8 protein-coding genes are annotated in these 18,488 nt (G+C 59.4%); 6 read left to right on the plus strand and 2 right to left on the minus strand.

Annotated elements, in window-relative coordinates; all coding sequences use genetic code 11:
• Positions 1 to 8 precede the first annotated feature (8 nt).
• On the plus strand, positions 9 to 1,274 hold the full coding sequence (gene pepT / locus HMPREF9162_RS03400) for a peptidase T (protein WP_009438307.1): 1,266 nt from the start codon (positions 9 to 11) through the stop codon (positions 1,272 to 1,274).
• Between the two features lie 87 nt (positions 1,275 to 1,361).
• On the opposite strand, the gene HMPREF9162_RS03405 is transcribed toward pepT, so the two are convergent.
• Positions 1,362 to 2,525, minus strand: a complete 1,164-nt coding sequence (locus HMPREF9162_RS03405; RefSeq protein WP_009752726.1) for an MFS transporter — start codon at positions 2,523 to 2,525, stop codon at positions 1,362 to 1,364.
• A gap of 263 nt (positions 2,526 to 2,788) precedes the next feature.
• Here HMPREF9162_RS03405 and HMPREF9162_RS03410 point away from each other — a divergent pair, with 263 nt between their 5' ends.
• The 3 genes from HMPREF9162_RS03410 (at position 2,789) to HMPREF9162_RS03420 (ending at position 15,332) form a co-directional block, all read left to right on the plus strand.
• Positions 2,789 to 4,423 carry a ShlB/FhaC/HecB family hemolysin secretion/activation protein gene (locus HMPREF9162_RS03410; protein ID WP_009752664.1) on the plus strand — a complete coding sequence of 545 codons (1,635 nt, stop codon included), beginning with the start codon at positions 2,789 to 2,791 and terminating at the stop codon, positions 4,421 to 4,423.
• Positions 4,424 to 4,500: 77 nt separating this feature from the next.
• The gene (locus tag HMPREF9162_RS03415; RefSeq protein WP_009752561.1) at positions 4,501 to 13,944 is read left to right on the plus strand and encodes a filamentous hemagglutinin N-terminal domain-containing protein; all 9,444 of its coding nucleotides are present in this window, start codon (positions 4,501 to 4,503) and stop codon (positions 13,942 to 13,944) included.
• Positions 13,945 to 14,186: 242 nt separating this feature from the next.
• Positions 14,187 to 15,332, plus strand: a complete 1,146-nt coding sequence (locus HMPREF9162_RS03420; RefSeq protein WP_009752715.1) for an MFS transporter — start codon at positions 14,187 to 14,189, stop codon at positions 15,330 to 15,332.
• Between the two features lie 138 nt (positions 15,333 to 15,470).
• On the opposite strand, the gene rpsT is transcribed toward HMPREF9162_RS03420, so the two are convergent.
• Entirely contained in the window at positions 15,471 to 15,737 is a 267-nt protein-coding gene (gene rpsT, locus HMPREF9162_RS03425; protein ID WP_009438217.1) for a 30S ribosomal protein S20, read from the minus strand.
• A gap of 423 nt (positions 15,738 to 16,160) precedes the next feature.
• Here rpsT and HMPREF9162_RS03430 point away from each other — a divergent pair, with 423 nt between their 5' ends.
• Both HMPREF9162_RS03430 and glgD read left to right on the plus strand, forming a co-directional pair.
• A complete protein-coding gene (locus tag HMPREF9162_RS03430) occupies positions 16,161 to 17,315 on the plus strand; it encodes a glucose-1-phosphate adenylyltransferase (protein WP_009752543.1) in 1,155 nt (384 codons plus the stop codon).
• A gap of 28 nt (positions 17,316 to 17,343) precedes the next feature.
• Positions 17,344 to 18,450 carry a glucose-1-phosphate adenylyltransferase subunit GlgD gene (gene glgD / locus HMPREF9162_RS03435; RefSeq protein ID WP_037350123.1) on the plus strand — a complete coding sequence of 369 codons (1,107 nt, stop codon included), beginning with the start codon at positions 17,344 to 17,346 and terminating at the stop codon, positions 18,448 to 18,450.
• Positions 18,451 to 18,488: the final 38 nt, after the last annotated feature.

The following is an 18,488-nucleotide window of genomic DNA, read 5'->3' on the forward strand; positions in this document are numbered from 1 at the left end:
AGACTCTCATGACCGACCGCGAAATCGAAGAAGCGCTTGTCGAGCGGTTTCTTCGCTATATCAAAATCCCGTCGCAGAGCGAAGCGAACGGCGGGACGAAGGTGCCGAGCACCGAAAGCCAATGGGATATGGCGCATTTGCTCCAAAAGGAACTCGCGGAGCTCGGCGCAGAAGACATCTCTCTGAGCGAGCACTGCGTCCTCACGGCGCGCCTGTCGGCAAATCTGCCCGCAGGGGCGCCGTCCGTCCCCGCCGTCGGATTCTGCGCACATATGGACACGGTGGACGTCTCGCTCAGCCCCGTCGTAAAGCCGCGCCGTCTGCACTATGAGGGCGGCGACATCGTGCTGAACGAGGAAAAAAACATCGTCATGCGCGCAGCGGAGCACCCGGAACTCGCGCCGTACGTCGGGCAGGAGATTATCGTGACCGACGGCACGAGCGTCCTCGGCGCGGACAACAAGGCGGCCATCGCAAACGTCATGACCGCGCTCGCGACGCTCGCGGGCGACGCTTCGCTCCCACACGGCGATATCTACGTCGCCTTCGTCCCCGACGAGGAATGCGGCCTATGGGGATCGAAGCACATGGACTTTGCGAAGTTCCCCGTCGCCTACGCCTATACGATCGACTGCTGCGCCCTCGGCGAGGTCGTCTATGAGACGTTCAACGCCGGCAGTGCGACCGTGACCATCCAGGGCGTGAGCGCGCATCCGATGAGCGCAAAGGGCGTGCTCGTCAACCCGACCCTGCTCGCCGTTGATTTCGTCAATCTCTTCGACCGCAGTGAGACGCCCGAATGCACCGAGGGGACGGAGGGCTATATCTGGTGTCAGACCATCCGCTCCAATCCGAGCACGGCGGTCGTCGAGCTCAACATCCGCGACCACGACAAGGCACGCTACGAGGGGCGCAAGCGACTCATCCTCGAAAATATCGAAAAGCTGCAAAAGCGCGAACCGCGCGCGCGCGTGACCTACACGATGGAGGACACCTACGGGAATATCGCGGACGCGGTGACGGACGCGAACCGCAGCGCCATCGACAACCTGTACGAGGCGATGAACCGGCTCGACATCACACCCAAGACCATCGCGATGCGCGGCGGCACGGACGGGTCTTTCATCTCGACGAAGGGCATTCTGACGCCGAATTATTTCACGGGCGCGCTGAACTTTCACTCGAACTGTGAGTTCCTGCCGATCCCCTCGCTGCGCAAATCGTATGAGGTGACGATGGAGCTGATTGCACTGGCGTGTGAAAAGGCGCAATAGTCGGCGAAGCGAAAGAACTTCTGATATTGTAAAAAGGCTGCTGCATGAATGCATTTTAGCACGCGTGCAGCAGCCTTTTTTTGTCAATCAGCCGCGCCGCCACCATGCATAGCACAGAGCCGCACACGCGACGACGGCGACGTCGACGACGCCGTAGGTGAAGGGAAAACCGCAGTTGACGGCGACAATGCCGAGCCCTGCCGCGGCGAGTCCGACGCTGATGTCGAGCGACCAAAAATAGGTCGCCGTTGCAACGCCTGCGCGTGCGGGCGGCGCGCTGCGCACCGCGAGCGTCTGGAATGCGGGCGTTGCTGCGCCGAACCCCATGCCGAGGAGCACTGCCGCCCCGAGCAGAGACAGTATGTCCGATGCATGTCCGAGACAGAAGAGACCGATCGCAAAGAGCAGCAGCCCCGGATAGACCACATAGTCCGCACCCTTGCGGTCAAAGATGCGCCCCACGAAGGGGCGCGTCACGACGATCGCGCCCGCATAGCACGCGTAAAAGAGACTTGTCTCCTCCGCGAGCCCGAGCGAGCGCGCATAGAGCGGGATGAAGGTGAGCACGCTTCCGTAGGCGAAGAACGTAATGCCCGCGACGGCGGCGGGTGCAAGGGCTTTTCGTTCGATGAATGTTTCGACAGAGAGCTTCCGCGTTTGCCCCTGCGGCAGGATGATTTCATCCGGCAGACGGAATGAACTCGCCGCGATCGCACAGGCGGCGAGCGCGGCGAGCAGGGCAAAGAGCGTCGCATCGGAAAAATACGCGAGCAGCAGCAGACCTACGAGCGGCCCCACGACCATGGCGAGATTCGTCGAGAGGGCGAAATAACCGATGCCCTCGCCCTTGCGCACCGCCGGGAGCATCATTGCCGCGAGCGTCGCCGCCGTTGTCGTCGACACAGCGAAGATCACGCCGTGCAGCAGCCGCAGACTGTAGATCGCCGACAGCGATGCGGCAAAGACGAACGCCGCCATCACAAGGAAGAACGCGAGGAGCACAGCGTGCATGAGTTTTCGCTTGTTTACTGCGTCGATGACGAGCCCCGCGAACGGCCGCGCGCTGATCGTGCCGATTTGGAAGAATGTCATCGCAAGCCCCGCCTCCACTTCGCCGCCGCCGTACTCGGTCATGATGACGATGGGCAGCGCCGCGATCATCGCATACTGCGCGATGTAGAGGAGGAAATTGCTCAGACTGATCCCGAGAAATTCCTTCGTCCATAATGGTTCACGCGGTTGTGTATTCATGTATGCCTTCCCCGTTCCGATTCCCGGATCCAATATACTACGACTGCAGCTGTCTGTAAAGCCGCACATAAAAATGACTGCATAATTCTTCGTATGAGATGATATTCTCATGAAAATAAAAGAAAAATGTTATTAAATATAAGTAACAAAACGCCGTTGATCTTATCATTGAGGGATACAGTGAAGATAAACGGTATTTTTTCGATAATGATTTATGGGAAATAAGTCCGGGGGAACTTATCCAAACAGGGAGGAATACGCCGATGTGTTACATGGGGAGCGGCGGAATGAAGATACGGAAATACTTGTGTGCGGCGCTCGCTGCAGGATGCGGTCTGTCCGCCTTGTGGGGAACAGCCGCCGCCGCGGCGGCGGAACCGCTCGCAGAGACGGCAAGCCCGCAGAAGTCCGGCATTTGGGTGAGCCGCTATACATTTATCGGTGAGAATCTTGTACCGGAGGAAGAGCTGCAAAAAATCCTCGTCATGCATCGGCATCGCTGCATGACGCCGGAAGAGCTCGACGGCACGGCGCAGGAAGTGACGAAATACCTGCGCTCGAAGGGGAGCTTCGTCGCGTTCGCCTATGTGCCGCCGCAGCGCTTTGAACGCGGCGTCGTGGAGATGCGCATCGTTCCGGGGCACTACGATACCATTATCATTAATAATACTTCTTACTTAACAGATCACGCAATTCGCCGCGAGATGGGCGTCACGACCGGCGATGCGGTGAAAAAAGAACCGCTGAACCGCGGCGTGTGGCTGACGAGCGACCTCTCGCGCGTTGAGGCGCGCACACAGCTGAAGGCGGGGAGCAAGCAGGGGACGACCGATCTTGTCGTAAATGTGAAGCCCAAGGGCAACCGTATGTGGGGGTACGTCGGTATCGACAACGGCGGGTACCGCTACACGGGGCGTTACCAGTACAGCGCATTCTTCAACTATGCGAGCCCGTTTCGGCAGGGCGACCTCTTCTCCATCGGCGGCGTCCGGAGCAACGGCGACATGTGGTCGGGCTCGGTTTCCTATGTAACGCCCGTTGCAAAGCAGGGGGAGAAGCTCGGCATCAGCTACGCGCGCTCGCATTACACGCTCGGCGGCGCGTTCACCGCGCTCGGATATATCGGCTCTGCCGAGACCCTCAGCGTTTGGTGGCAGCACAATTTCCGCCGCAGCCGCAATTTCAACCTCTACGGAACCGTGCGGCACGATTGGAAGGATCTGGACGAGAGTGCGTCGAGCATGTTCTACAAGAACCCGAAAAAGGCAAGCAACTGGGTCTTCGGCATCAACGGCGACAGCATCGACAGTTTTTGGACGGGCGGGCGCAGTACCTTCGCTCTGAACTACACGCACGGCGATATTCGATTTGACGATGAGATGCAGCGCCTCGCCGACCGCATGACTGCGCGGACGGGCGGGCATTTCGGCAAGTACAATCTCTCGCTTACGCGCCTGCAGAACGTGCGCGATCGGCTTGCGCTCTACCTCAGCTACAGCCGCCAATGGGCGGAGAAGAACCTCGACGCATCGGAGAAAATGTCACTTGGCGGTCCCTACGGCGTGCGTGCCTATCCGCTCGGCGAAGCGTCGGGCGACGACGGTTGGATGTGGACGTCCGAGCTGCGTTGGAACCTGCCTACGGGCGAGGGGGATAAAAATATCTGGCAGCTCATTGCCTTCGTCGACGGTGGTCATGTGATGAGCGTCCACAGCGGCGCGCCCGCGGGACAGCCGAACGGACGGAGTTTATATGGGGCGGGCATCGGCGTGAACTGGAGCAATGAGGCGAACTGGGTGGCGCACCTGCACTACGCGCGGCGCATCGGCGGCGCGCGTGCACTCTCTGAGCGCGACATCGGCGGACGGTTCTGGTTCCAACTCTATAAATTTTATTGATTCGTAATATCATATCGTGGGGAAATATGCGGCGTCCGGGGGGATATCCGCAGCTTGGCATCAATGGGGGAAATGTTATGCGTATCCAAAGAACACGCCGTCGGGCTGAAAAACGAAATACTTTTTTGGTGACACTACAGGATCGGATTCGCCGGCACCTCGGCGGCGGCATCGGTGCGGTCACGGCGGGAGCATTTATGCTCGTGGGAAGCGGACACGCCCTTGCACTGCCCCAGGGCGGTGAGGTCGCTGCGGGCGCCGCAGAGATTGCGCAGCACGCCGCGGAGATGGCGATCACGCAGGCGACGCAGAATGCCGTCATCAACTGGAACTCGTTTAACATCGGCGCGGGTGAGCGCGTCAATATCCTTCAGCCGAACGCACAGGCGGCGCTGCTCAACCGCGTCCTCGGCGGCAGCCCGTCCGAGATCTTCGGCACATTGCAGGCGAACGGGCGCGTGTTCCTCGTCAACCCCGCGGGCGTCCTCTTTGCCCCGGGCGCGCATGTCGACGTCGGATCGCTCGCCGCGACCACGATGAACATCACGAACGCCGACTTTATGGCGGGACGCTACGCCTTCCTCGGCACATCGGACGGCAAGGTCATCAACCGCGGCTCCCTCATCGCGCAGAATGAAGGAACGATCGCCCTCCTCGGACAAGACGTCCGCAACGAGGGCGTCATTGTCGCACGCAAGGGGACGGTCGCGCTCGCTGCGGGGGAAGCGGTGACGCTCGACTTCAACGGCGACGGCAAGGTCGGCGTGATACCGGGGAAAGCCGCGCTCGCACAGGTCGTCGAGAACAAGGGGCTCGTCGAGGCGGACGGCGGACTCGTCTTTATGTCCGCGGCGGCAGGCGATGCGCTCACAAGCTCCGTCATCAATCAGGACGGCATCGTGCGTGCGGGCAGTGTGGACGGCAGGACGGGCACGATCCGCATGACTGCGGGAGAGGTGCGTCTTGGCGCGGGAAGCCGTACGGACGCGGGCGGCGCATCGGGCGGACATATTGAGATCGGCGGCGGTTGGCAGGGCTCGGGCGACCTCGCACACGCACGGAATGTGAACATCGTGCAGGGCGCAGAGGTGCATGCCGACGCGCAGGCGGACGGCGGCACGGGCGGCACCGTCGCCGTATGGTCAGACAGGCGCACGGACTTCCGCGGCGCGATCTCTGCGCGTGGGAAAGGCACAGGCGCGGGCGGAAAAATCGAGACCTCGGGGCGCAGCGTTTATATCACGGGCGATGTGAACGCCTCCTCGGAGGGCGGCAAAGCGGGCGAATGGCTGATTGATCCGGGCAACCTTGTTGTACGCAACCTTACGGGGAGTGAAACGGAAACGGATTCGCTTACCGATGCGCAGCGCGTCAGCAGTACGCTGAGCGGCGGGACGTCGGTAACGGTACAGACGGCAGGCGGCGATAACGGAGCTAATGACTACAGCTTGACCGTGCAGGACAACATCACGAAGACGTCGGGCGGCGACGCAACACTGACGCTGAAGGCGACGGGAAGTATTGCATTGAATGCCGACATCACTTCTGCGGCAGGGAAGCTGAACCTTGACATCACATCCGATACGAACCATCTGGGCGGGGGCAACTTCAGCATCGCAAATGGCAAGCAGCTCAAGACATTCGGCGGCGACCTTAAGATCCACGGCGGTGTTGTAGAGAATGATATCGGATTTGCCAATTCACCAAATATGGGGACATCCGGCGTAGATATTGGCAGCGCTGTGATTGATACACGCGACGGCGGCGGCACGGGCGGTAAGGTCGAGATGGCGGGCAGTACGACAACGGCGGACGCGGGCGTGAAGCTCTCCGGTACGCAGATTCAAACCGGAACGGGCAAGGTCACGATCATCGGCAAGTCGGGAAGCGGAAAAGGTATCTCCATCGACGGCGGTTCAAACATCACAACGCGCACCGTCGAGCTGCGCACGGATTCGCTCGATCTGCAAGGGACGATCACGGGCGATGCCGATCCCGCAGGCTCAGCGAAGGTTTGGACGCTCACAGCAGGGAAGACCATCAATTTCGGCGCGGGTTCAGGCGAGCTTGAGCTCGCGGGCAATACGTTCTCGAGCGCGGGCAAGATAACGAATTTCTACAAGAACATCGTCGGCGACGCGAATCAAGCGGCAAATATCACGGTAAGCGGCGTGACGGCGGATCATGACCTCGCGATGTACTCCGGCGCGGGTACGCTGACGGTCGGCGGCGCGGTCAGCGCCGCAGGTCATGCGCTGACGCTCGGGGCGAAGAACGCGATCGCGGGTGCGGGCGTCCTCACGGCGGATGAGCTCGTGCTCGACGCGGCGGATGCGGATGTGAACCTCATGGGAACGCATCAGCTTGGCAAGCTCGACGGCGCGGCAAAGGGGCTCGCGCTCAAGAACAGTACGAACCTCACGGTCGGCGTCGATACGGGGTTGACAACGGCGGCGGGCGGCGCAAGTCTTGACGTAACGGGCAATCTCACGGTCGGCGCGCATGGCATGACGAACGGCGCGGGCGCGCTCTCCTTGAAGGCGAGCGGCACGCTGACGCTCGACCCGAATGCCGCGGTCAAATCGACGGGTGCGGCAGCAACAGCGCTCGAAGCCGGCGCCGTCAACTTCGGCGTGGCGAGCAAGGTATCGACCGTGGGCGGCACAATCAAAGTCAAGACGGATGCGCTGACGCTCCCCGCAGGAGCGCAGGGCACGCTTTCGAGTGCAAACGGCGCGGTCACGGTCGAGACCAGGACGGCGGGCAAGACAATGTCCGTCGGCGCGGCTGCCGCCGACGTGCACATGTCGGACTTCGGATTTATCAACTCCGGCACGGGCGAAGTGCACCTCGGCAACGCGAATACGGGCAACATCGACGTCGGCGCGGCGGACGTGAAGGCGCCGCTGACTGTGGAATCCGGTGCAACCGTCAAGTTCACGGGCGCACTTACGAACGCGAACGGAAAGAATACGACTTTTAGCGCCAACGCCATTGATTTCGGCACGGGTGCAAGCCTCGCGGCTGGCGCGGGCACGATGACGATGACCGCCGACAGCATCACGAATTGGAGCAACGTTACCTTTGCCGACACGACAGGTAAGGGGACACTCGCGATTAAGCCCAAGACGGCGGGTGCGTTTTCCGTCGGCGGGACGAGTGCGCTTGTTTCGGATGCGGGATTTAGCAGGATCAAGGCGGGCAACTTCTACAACGTCGCGATCGGCGACAAGACGAACGCGGGCACGGCGACGATCGATGCCATTTCGAGCGGCAACCTGCCCTCCTATACGAGCATTTTGACGAACGGGGCGATCTCCGTCGTGGGCGCGGTGCAGGGCACGGCGGCGGATACGCTCGCCCTGCACGGCGACGGGCTGACCGAGACCGCGCCGATTGAGGTCGGGAACCTGCTGCTTCTCGGTAAGGGCGCGATGGATCTCTCCACGCAGCCGAACAAGATCGGCAACATCGCCGCCGATATGACGGAGGGCACGCTCAAACTCAAAAACCAAACGGATATGAAGGTCGCGGTCGTGGAGAACCGCACGGTCACGCCGAAGGCGAACGTCGACGGACTCAAGACGAAGTCCACGAATATTAAGCTGGACACAGGCAAGAAACTCACGGTCGCGGGCAACTTGAATTCCACGGACGATACGCAGCTCGAAGCCGACAACATGGATCTTGGCAATAAGGTCAACGTCGGCAAGACACTCACGCTCGAAAAGGCGGACAAGACGCAGACAATCAACGTCGGCACGGGCGCAAGCGATTGGAACATCGACAACGCGAATTACGGGAAGATCAAGATCGGCGGCAATACGCAGACCGGCAATATCAACGTCAAGGGCGCGACCTTTAAGAAGCCCTCGGACATCGAAACGACGGGCTCTGTGAAGCTCACGGGCGCGACGAAGGCGGGCGCGGACGGCAAGTCCGACATGAAGATCAAGGCGCACGACGCCGCGCTCCCGACGGCAAGCGATACGCTCGCCGTGAAGAACCTCGACCTCGACCTCTCGGGCGGCATCGACCTCGGGCATGGAAAGGTCATCGGCCAGAAGGACGGCAAGGTCACGGCGCGCGGCGCGGCGGCGACGCAGGACATCTATATCTCGGACAACGCGGCGGACGCGCCGAGCGCGGACTACCGCATCTCCTACCGCTCGATCAACGACACACTGGACGGATTCGGCGGCTTTGACATTGCGGGTGAAAAGCATGTCTACTTCTACGGCGGCTCGGTCAAAAAGTCCATGAATGCCGCAGGTAAGCTCGGCGTCGAGGTGCGCGATAACGTGACGATCGAGGGCGAGGGGACAAAGCTTACCGTTGGTTCGGATCCGTCCGCGACGCCGTCGAATCCGGAAACGATCATCACGGGCGGCTTTACCGTCAAGAGCGGCAAGAGCGTCAGCGTCAAGGGCAAGGGTGCAGCGATTGACATCAACACCGACGGCGACATTACGCTGGAAAATAACGCAAAGCTTCTCGTCGAAGGAGACAATGCGGACTTCAGGCTCAAATCGCGCTCGCACAACGTCATCCTCGGCGACGATGCTGCGGTCAAAGTCCTCTCGGGGACGGAAGTGCACGGAGACGTGACGGGTACGACGCTGAATCTTGGCGCGCGTGCCGTGCTCAATACGGGCGCGGACACCGTCGGCGCACTGCGCGTGCATGTGGATAATATTGACACGCCTGCGGCGGACGACGGCGTGACGAATATTGAGGGCAAGAGCGGGCTCGTCATCACGACGCGCACCGCCGGCAGGGGCATGGTCGTCGATAATTCGACCGCGGCGACGCCGGGTGCGCTGCACGTTACGGCAGATCAGCTCAACGGCAAGCTCTTCGGCAATCAATTTGTCGCGCTCACCCTCGGCAACGGTCAGACGGGCGACGTGACGATCGACGGCGTGAACGTGGACAACCATGTCGCGATCGGGACGGGTTCCGGCAATAAGGTCACGATCGGCACAGGCGGACTCACGGTCGCCGCGAATCGCCGCGTGACGCTTAAAACAGGCTCGATTGAAAACTCGGGCGGCTCGGGCACGATGTCGGTCGGCGCAGGCGGCACGTTGACGCTCAACACGAACAGCATCGCGAACCTTGCGGCGAACGGGTCGAGCCCCTCCGTCACGGGCACGGGCACGCTCGGCATCGGCACCTACGACGGCTCGAAGAGCATCGGGCTCGGCAACGCGGCGACGGGCGACCTTTTGCTGCCCGATGCGAAGTTCGGCACGGTCTTCGACCCGGGCTTCACGCACTACAGCATCGGCGACGGAACGCAGGGCACGATCAATGTGAACGGCTCCTCGCTCGCCAAAGACGCGACGCTCCAAGCGAATACGATCAATTTTGCGGGCGACCTGACGCTCGCTGCGGGCAAGACACTGACCGTCAACGCCAAGACGGCGGCGCAGCAGGCGGCGGGCAAGATCACGGCGACGAATCTCGCCGCGCTCGGTGGCAATATCACACTCGACAAAGCAAATAATATCGGCACGCTTGCGGCGGACGCGCTCTCCGTGAACGTGAAGTCGAACGCGCTGACCATCGGCACGGTGACGATTCCCGCAGGCTCGCCGACCGCGCAGACCGCTCGCACACTGAGCGGTATCAAGGCAGGCGAGTCGGGCGGCACGGCGGGAGACATTGTGCTCAGTGCCGACACCATGACCTTTAACGAAGCGGTCGAGGGCAAGGGCAACCTCACCGTACAGCAGGCGACAGATACCACGAACCTGAACGTCGGTACGACGGGCGCAGGGCTGACACTGCCCGAGACGCTTTTCGGCGGCAATAAAATCAAGGACGGTTTCAAGCACGTCTACCTCGGTAGCGAGACCGCGACGGGCGCGGTGAAGGTCGGCGGCAGTCTGAACTTCGTTGACCCGACGACGATCCGCTCGGGCAAGACCTCGGGCACAATGACGCTTGACGGCACGGCGAAGATCGCGACGAACGGCAACGCATTTGCGCTCGAGTCGAAGGATCTGACGACGGCGGCAGGCAGCGAGGTGAATACCGGGGCGGGCGATCTCACGCTCAAGACGGACAAGATGGATCTGAACGGCAAGATGAAAGGCGTGAAGGCGCTCAATATCCTGCCGCTCTCGCACACACAGGATATCAGCCTCGGTGCGGATGATCCCACGAAACTATCCTTGCTCGAGAAATATTTCAACGGGAATGACCGCGCATTCTGGGACTATGAGGTCATCAACATCGGCGACAAGGACGGCGGCGGACACCTTTACCAGAGCGGTACGATCAACATGCCCTTTACCGTCAACATCCAACAGGCAATCACGAGCGGTTCGGGCGGCGTCAACATCACGGGCACGATCAATACGAACGGCAAGGACTACACCATCGGCAGCCGCGAGGTCAATTTCAATAATGCGACGATCTCCGCAGACAATCCGGACGGCGTGCACCACGGCAACGTCTCCATACAGGCGGACGAGCTCCATCATACGAACAGTAAGATCACAGGGCACGGCGACGTATCCTTCGACACCTATACGCCGGGCAAGACGATTTCCTTCGGTACGCCCGGCGGGGGCGGCTCTCCTGCGGGGCTGGTTCTGCCCTCCGATATTTTCAGTGGCACCGGTCTGCTGCAGAAGAATGCGGACGGCAAGGGCTTCCGCAAGATCCGCATCGGCGGGGAACGCGCGGGCGACATCTCGGTCGGCAACGTGACGCTGCCCGGAGGACTCGCCGACGGCGTCGCCATCAAGACGGCGGGCAATGTGACCTCGACGGGCGTCCTCAAAACCGTGCCGACGCTCGACGTCGACGCGCATTCCGTGAACCTCACGGGTGCGAACGAGATCACGAATCTCGGCAATATCACGTCCGCGACGGGCGTTGCCGTCGAAACAAAGGGCGGCACGACGGTTGCGGGCACGATTACGGGCAAGGACGCGCCGATTAAAATCACGAATACGAACGGCGGCAATGTGAGCATCGCGCCGGGCGGCAAGATCGTCGGCACGGGTACGTCCGACGTCCTTATTGAGGCGCGGGGCGGCGCATTCAAGAACAAGGGCGGCGCAAACGCCATTCAAACCGCGCTGGGGCAGCGTTACGTTGTGCATACCGAGGACTCGGTCGAGAACGAACTGGACGGGCTTGTCTTTGAATTCCGCCGATACGGAACGCCCTACGGAACGACGGGCTCGATCACGATCCCCGCGGGCAAGAACGCGATGTTCTATGCCTATCAGCCGGAGATCAAGCTCTACAGTTCACGCGCCTACGGCGACGCGAACTCAGCGTTCTTCAACGACGGCTCGGGCTACCATATCGTCGATGACGGCAATCTGAAGCGCCGCGAACTGGATAAAGTGGAAATCAAGAAAATTCACGATACGCGTGCAGACTCGGGCAGCCATTCCTTCGGTATGGGGATTAATACATCGACGAACGTCAACGCAGATATTAATACTGCGACAGGCGAAGTTGCCAAAGCGGATATCGATACGACGATGCGCGCGGGCGCACGCACCTACGGCTCGGATGCGACGAATCCCAACGAGAAGATCTCGTTTACGGGACCGAACGACCTCAACTACAAGGTCACGGTCGATTACCGCATCGTCCCGCGTACCGTCACGGTGAAAGGTATCGCTGATACGAAAGTCTATGACGGTACGGCAAAACAATACAGCGGATATAACGGTGTTACGTTTGCAAACTTTGCCAACGGTCAGACGGCAGCGACAGCGGGTATTATTAGTTCGACCCATGTGGTCTATACGCCGAATGTCGATCCGACCAAGACAAACGGGTTTGCAGAGGGCGCGCTTCACGCGGGCAATTACACACTTGGCGTGTCGGGGGATCTCCGCGCAAACAACTATAAGTTCAAATATGAGCCGGGAACGCTGACGATCACGAAGCGTGACCTCAGGTTCACTGCTCCGAGCGGCACACGGGTTTATGGAGCGCCTAACGACACAGTAGTCCCGGGAACAACGGGGACACTTGCTTCCGGAGATACGCTTGCCAAATACACGGTGCGGGCAATGGACGGTGCGAACCCGGTGACAGAGCGTACAAATGTCGGACACTATACGATGACGGTAGAGGGCATTGGACTAGCGCCGGGGAGCCGCGGATACAGCTCGGACTATGCCGTCACATCGACGCCGGGGACACTGACCATCACAACGCGTCCGCTTACACTGCGTGCGGGCAATAAAGCGCGCGCCTATGGTGCAGAGAATAGTACCGCTGTCTATACGGGCGGCACGAGGAAATTCAACGTCGATGCTGCGACGGCAACAACGGGACTTGTCAATGGAGACAATATCGGCGACGTTGCGGAAACGATCGATCCTACAGCAACCCTGACGACGGACGCGGGGACGCCCGGGCTTTGGACAGAGATCAATGGAGCGCATTTTAGCCGCGGCGCAGCATCCAATTATGCAATTAACTATATACGGGGCAGCTTTAAGATCCTGCCGCGTGAGGTTCAAATTGCGGCGGGCAATGCAAGCCGCTATGTCAATGAGCCGAATCCCACGCCGACCTATACGATTGAACGCGGTACATCGGCGGGGAGCCGCGGGCTGCTGCCGGACGACGATATTACCGGCATCATATCCGCTTATGCGCCGTCGATGACGGAGAGTACGCCGTTTGGCACCTATGAGGGCGTGATCAGCGTTGCGCCGGGAACATATGTCGGCGGGACGAACATGGCGAATTACCGGTTCAACTATATGCCCGGGACTCTCGTCATCCGACCGCGCGGCTTCGACAGCAATACACCGGGCGGGAGAGCCGTCGTTTCAGGTGCCGCGGTCAACACGCCGCGCAGCGCGGCGGACGGCGGTACATCGGCTGCGGGTGGAAATGCACCGGGCGTACGCGTCCCGGATGCGCGCGTCACCGCGGAGGATAATTCCGGTGGTGTGACCGTTCCCTCGGGCGATCTGCAAAACCGCGTGGGGGCATGGGAGAACCGTGTCGTCTCCGGCGGCAAAACCCTTGAAGCACATGAGCTGATCACGGGGGCGGACGGTTCGTTCGGCTACGACCTCGCACGCGACCGCGGGCGCACCGGCATTCCGGATGAGCGCATCCCGGGCGGTACGGCGGAAGCTGTTCCCGTACTCTTTACGGACGGCGGTACGCGGGATCTTGACGGCATTTATGCCATCAATTACAACCCCAATAAACTTTCGATTCAGCCCGCCTCGAAGAAGGTTGATATTCCGGATCCGAGCGAGATTCGCAGCGACTCGATCGAGCCGATGCAGTTCCTCTATCGCAACCAAGGCGGTGAATTCAAGGTACTCTTCGGCAACGGCATCGTGACGCTTCGCCCGCAGAACGACAAGGCGCTTTCCGTCGTGAAGGATAAGGACAAGGCGGCGGAGCGTGCCGTCCTTGCATCGGGGCTTTTGGCTGCAATTGAGGATCTTGGGGTAACGCCGGTTGAGATTCGGGCGGTGTATATCTTTAACGTTCTCGAGGAGGATGAGGAGTGACGGGAGGATTTTTGCGCGCTGTGTCATATCATTGACAACCTGATATGGCGCCGCGCCCGGCGGTGATTTATATACGGGTTACGATATGAACGACGCATCTCCTTCTATTTGATTGACGGGTTCCATATAAAACAACAAAAACTGCCGCATTGACACTGTTTTACGTCGGTGCGGCAGTTTTGCGTTGCAAAATCTTTTTTCTGTGATAGAATAGCAGGAGTTTTTTGGAAAGGGGCGGGACTATGGGGGAATACAAAAATATCGGTAACGCACAGGTACATGCGGTGCGCGCTTTTTTCTTTATCGGGGGATTCGGGTCGGCATCGTGGGCGCCGCTTGTGCCGCTCCTGCGGGAACGGCTCGCCATCGGCGACGATGTGCTCGGTATGTTGCTGCTCTGCGTTGGGATTGGATCGCTCGTGACAATGCCGCTGGCGGGGGCGCTCTCCACGCGGCTTGGATGCCGCAAAGTGCTGACGGTGACGGCAGTCGTTTATGTGGCGGTACTCGTTGCAATCTGCGCGGTCGATTCTCTTTTGCTCGCCGTTCCGGTGATTCTGCTTTTCGGCGCGCTGATGGGATGTGTGGACGTCGTGATCAATGTTGCGGCGGTGATTGTCGAGCAAGGCATTGGGCGGCGCATTATGAGCGGAACGCACGCCTTTTGGAGCATCGGCGGGTTTGTCGGCGCGGGGCTGTACGGTGTCTGGGTCGGGGCGATGGGGCTGACTCCGATGCAGTCGACGCTGATTGCGGCGGGCGTTATTCTCCTCTTTACGGGGCTGTTTGGCAGCCGGTTGATCCCCTACGGCGGCGGGGGCGGCAGGCTCATCGCCATACCGCGCGGTATCATTGTATTCATCGGCATCGCGGCGTTTATTGCGTTTCTCAGCGAGGGAGCGGTGATGGATTGGAGCGGCGTTTACCTGACGACGGTACGCGGGTTTGATCTTGCGCTCGCGGGCGTAGGGTTCTCGGTGTTCTCGGCGGCGATGTTCCTCATGCGTCTCCTTGGCGATGCCGTCGTGCAGCGGCTCGGGCAGCGTCGGGTTGCCGTGGGGGGCGCTCTGCTCGCGTGCGCCGGTATTTTGCTCGTTATGTTCGCGCCTGTGGATGCGCTCCCCTATGCGGGGTTCTTTGCGATCGGTATCGGGGCGGCGAATATTGTTCCGGTCTTTTTCTCTCTCATGGGGAAACAGAACGTTATGCCGATCGGCGCGGCGGTTTCTGCCGTGAGTACGATGGGCTACCTCGGTATCCTCGCAGGTCCCGCAGCGATCGGCCTTGTCTCGCATCTGGTGAATTTGCAGGCTGCATTTGGGATTTTGGCGGCGCTGTGTTTACTTCAAGCTTGTGTCGGTATGCATGTTTTCCGACGCATCTCCTAGTGTGACGAGGGGGGGACGCCAAAATCCCGCGTCAGGTACGCCCTTATGCCGTAACCCTAGTGATGCGCCAAAATCCCTCATCACGTCCGGCGCAACAAAAACACCGTTCCGATGATTCGAAACGGTGTTTTTCTATGATTACTGTGCCAGCGCGTTGACCTTTTTGGCGAGACGCGACTTCTTGCGGGCTGCGGCATTCTTATGATAGACGTTGTTGGCAGCCGCCTGATCGATGGACTTGTATGCTGCGACGAGGAGGTTCTTCGCCTCGTCCGCATTGCCGGCAGCAACGGCGTCGTTGACACTGCGGATGGCGCGGCGAACGCGCGTCTTCTCCGCGACGTTGCGCGCACGACGCTTGGCGTCAGACTTTACACTCAGGATAGAAGCTTTGATATTCGGCAATTCGTTCACCCCCTCGACGAAAAATGTACTCGGCTATTCTATCATACGGGTATGGAAATTGCAATCTTTTTTTCCACAGGCGTAATTTTCACATTCCAATAAACAAAAATAATGCACATATAAATAAAAATATATCCGTTTAGGACGATTTTACCGTCCTCAATTATAAATTGAAAAAAACGGTGAAAGTACGACAAAGCTTTGCAGGAAATCGGACGTATTTATCGAATTTAGTTATCAAGATATATAATAAATAAGGTAGGAAGGAGGATATGCAAACTGCAACTCAAAATGAAGAGAACGATTGTAAATGAGCTAGAAACACGGTGTATCGGACGGATGTACGTCGAGTCCGACCGATTTGCCATAGCATATATCATGGGGATACCGCCCGGCCGGTATCCGTGAGGGGAGAAATACCTTATGAAAAAAACAGAGTGCTTGGCAATGATTCTTGCAGGCGGTCAAGGCAGCCGCCTTGGCGCGCTGACAAAGCGCGTCGCAAAGCCCGCGGTACCGTTCGGGGGGAAGTACCGCATCATTGATTTCCCGCTGAGCAACTGCGTCAATTCGGGGATCGAAAAGGTCGGCGTTCTCACGCAGTACCGGCCGCTCGAGCTGAACCAGTATCTCGGGTCGGGCAGCGCGTGGGATCTCGACAAACGCGACGGCGGGCTTTTCGTCCTGCCTCCCTATGCGCGCGAAAAGGGGGCGGAGTGGTATCGCGGTACGGCTGATGCGATTTACCAGAACCTCAATTTCATCGATATGTCGGATCCCGACTACGTGCTCATTCTGTCGGGCGACCACATCTACACGATGGACTATGCGTGGATGCTCGAGCATCACAAGAAATGCAAGGCACAGGCGACGATCGGCGTGTTCGAAGTGCCGTGGGACGAGGCGCCGCGCTTCGGCATTATGAATACGGACGAGAGCGGACGGATTGTCGCGTTTGAGGAGAAACCGGCAAAGCCGAAGAGCAACCTCGCCTCGATGGGTATTTATATCTTCAACCGCGACTATCTTGCGAAGTATCTGACGGAGGATGCAAAGAGCGAGACGTCGAGCCACGACTTCGGCAAGGACATCATCCCGAAGATGCTCGCCGACGAGGGGCGGCTGTATTCTTACGCCTTCAACGGATACTGGAAGGACGTCGGGACGATCGAGAGCCTGTGGCAGGCGAACATGGATCTCCTGCAGGACGAGCCGCCGTTTGAGTTGTCGGGCAAGTGGCGCATCTACTCGTTCAATCCCTCCATGCCGCCGCAGTTTGTCGGAAGAGACGCAAAGATCACGCGCTCGATGATCAGCGAGGGGGCGATGATTCTCGGCACGGTCGAGAACTCGGTGATTTTCCCGGGCGTGCGCGTCGGCAAGGGTGCTGTGGTACGCAACTCCGTGCTCCTGCCGGGAGCAGTCGTTGCGGATGGGGCGCTTGTCGACTACACGATCCTTGCGCAGAACGCTCTGATCGAGTCCGGCGCGCAGGTCGTTGGTGAGGAGACGCAGATCACCGTGATCCCCGAGGGCGAGACGGTGCTTTCGGAGGCATCTCAGCAGCGCGTCGGCTGACGGTTCGGAAGAGAATGGAGTGAAAGCAATGAACAGTGTCATGGGTCTCATCAACCTGCAGGAGGACGGCAGCCTCATTCGAGAGCTTGCCGATCGCCGCGCCGTTGAGTCCATTCCCTTCGCCGGACGCTATCGTCTGATCGATTTTGCCCTCTCAAGCATGGTCAACTCCGGCATCAACAAGGTTGGTATTATGCTGCCCGACGAGCCGCGTTCTGTGCTCGATCATCTGCGTTCGGGAAAGGATTGGGATCTGGCACGTCGCCACGACGGCCTGTTCTACCTTCCTGCCTCGCAGGAGGACGCGATGCGGCGCAAGGGAGATCTCAAGAATTTTTATCACAATCTTGACTTCATTGAACACTCGTCAGCGCGCTATATTTTGCTGACAAACGGCAGCTTTGTCTATAATATAGACTTTGACAAGATACTGCGGTTTCATCAGAATACGGGCGCGGACATTACGCTCGTCTCGCATACGACGATCGATGAGAATACGGGCAACAACATTGTCATTGAGACGGCGGAAAACGGGCTCGTGCGCGATATTGCAGAAAAGCCCGTCGCTTATCAAGGAATGAAGGTGTCGATGGGCATCTATCTCATGGATAAGCGCTCCTTTGTCGACATTGTACGCTATGCTTACGAGCACGGCGGGCAGGACTTTGTCCTCGACGGCATCATTCGCCGAGCGGCAGACTATACGATGTTTGCGCACGAGCACGACGGCTACATGGCGCATGTGGATTCGATGTCCACCTACTACCGTGCGAACATGGAGATTCTCGATCCGGAGGTGTGGGAGAGCCTCTTCATGGGAGATCGCCCCATCTACACGAAGATCAAGGACGGTGTGCCGGTGCAGTACAAGGAGACGGCGAAGGTGACGAACTCGCTCATTGCGAACGGCTGCGTCGTGCGCGGTGAAGTGGAGAACAGCATCCTGTTCCGCGGGGTTAAGGTGGGCAAGGATGTGAAGATCAAAAATTCCATTATTATGCAGAAATGCGATATCCGCGACGGCGCGCTCGTCGAGAACGTCGTCTGCGACAAGAATGTCGTCATCACGGCAGAAAAATGGCTCAAGGGGGCACAGGAGTATCCCCTTGTCATCAAGAAGAATATCACGATTTAACACAGCATGTTTTGCCGTTAGAGTCATTTCTCACCCGC

It is taken from the genome of Selenomonas sp. oral taxon 137 str. F0430 (assembly GCF_000183625.1).
Classification (GTDB): Bacteria; Bacillota; Negativicutes; order Selenomonadales; family Selenomonadaceae; genus Centipeda; species Centipeda artemidis.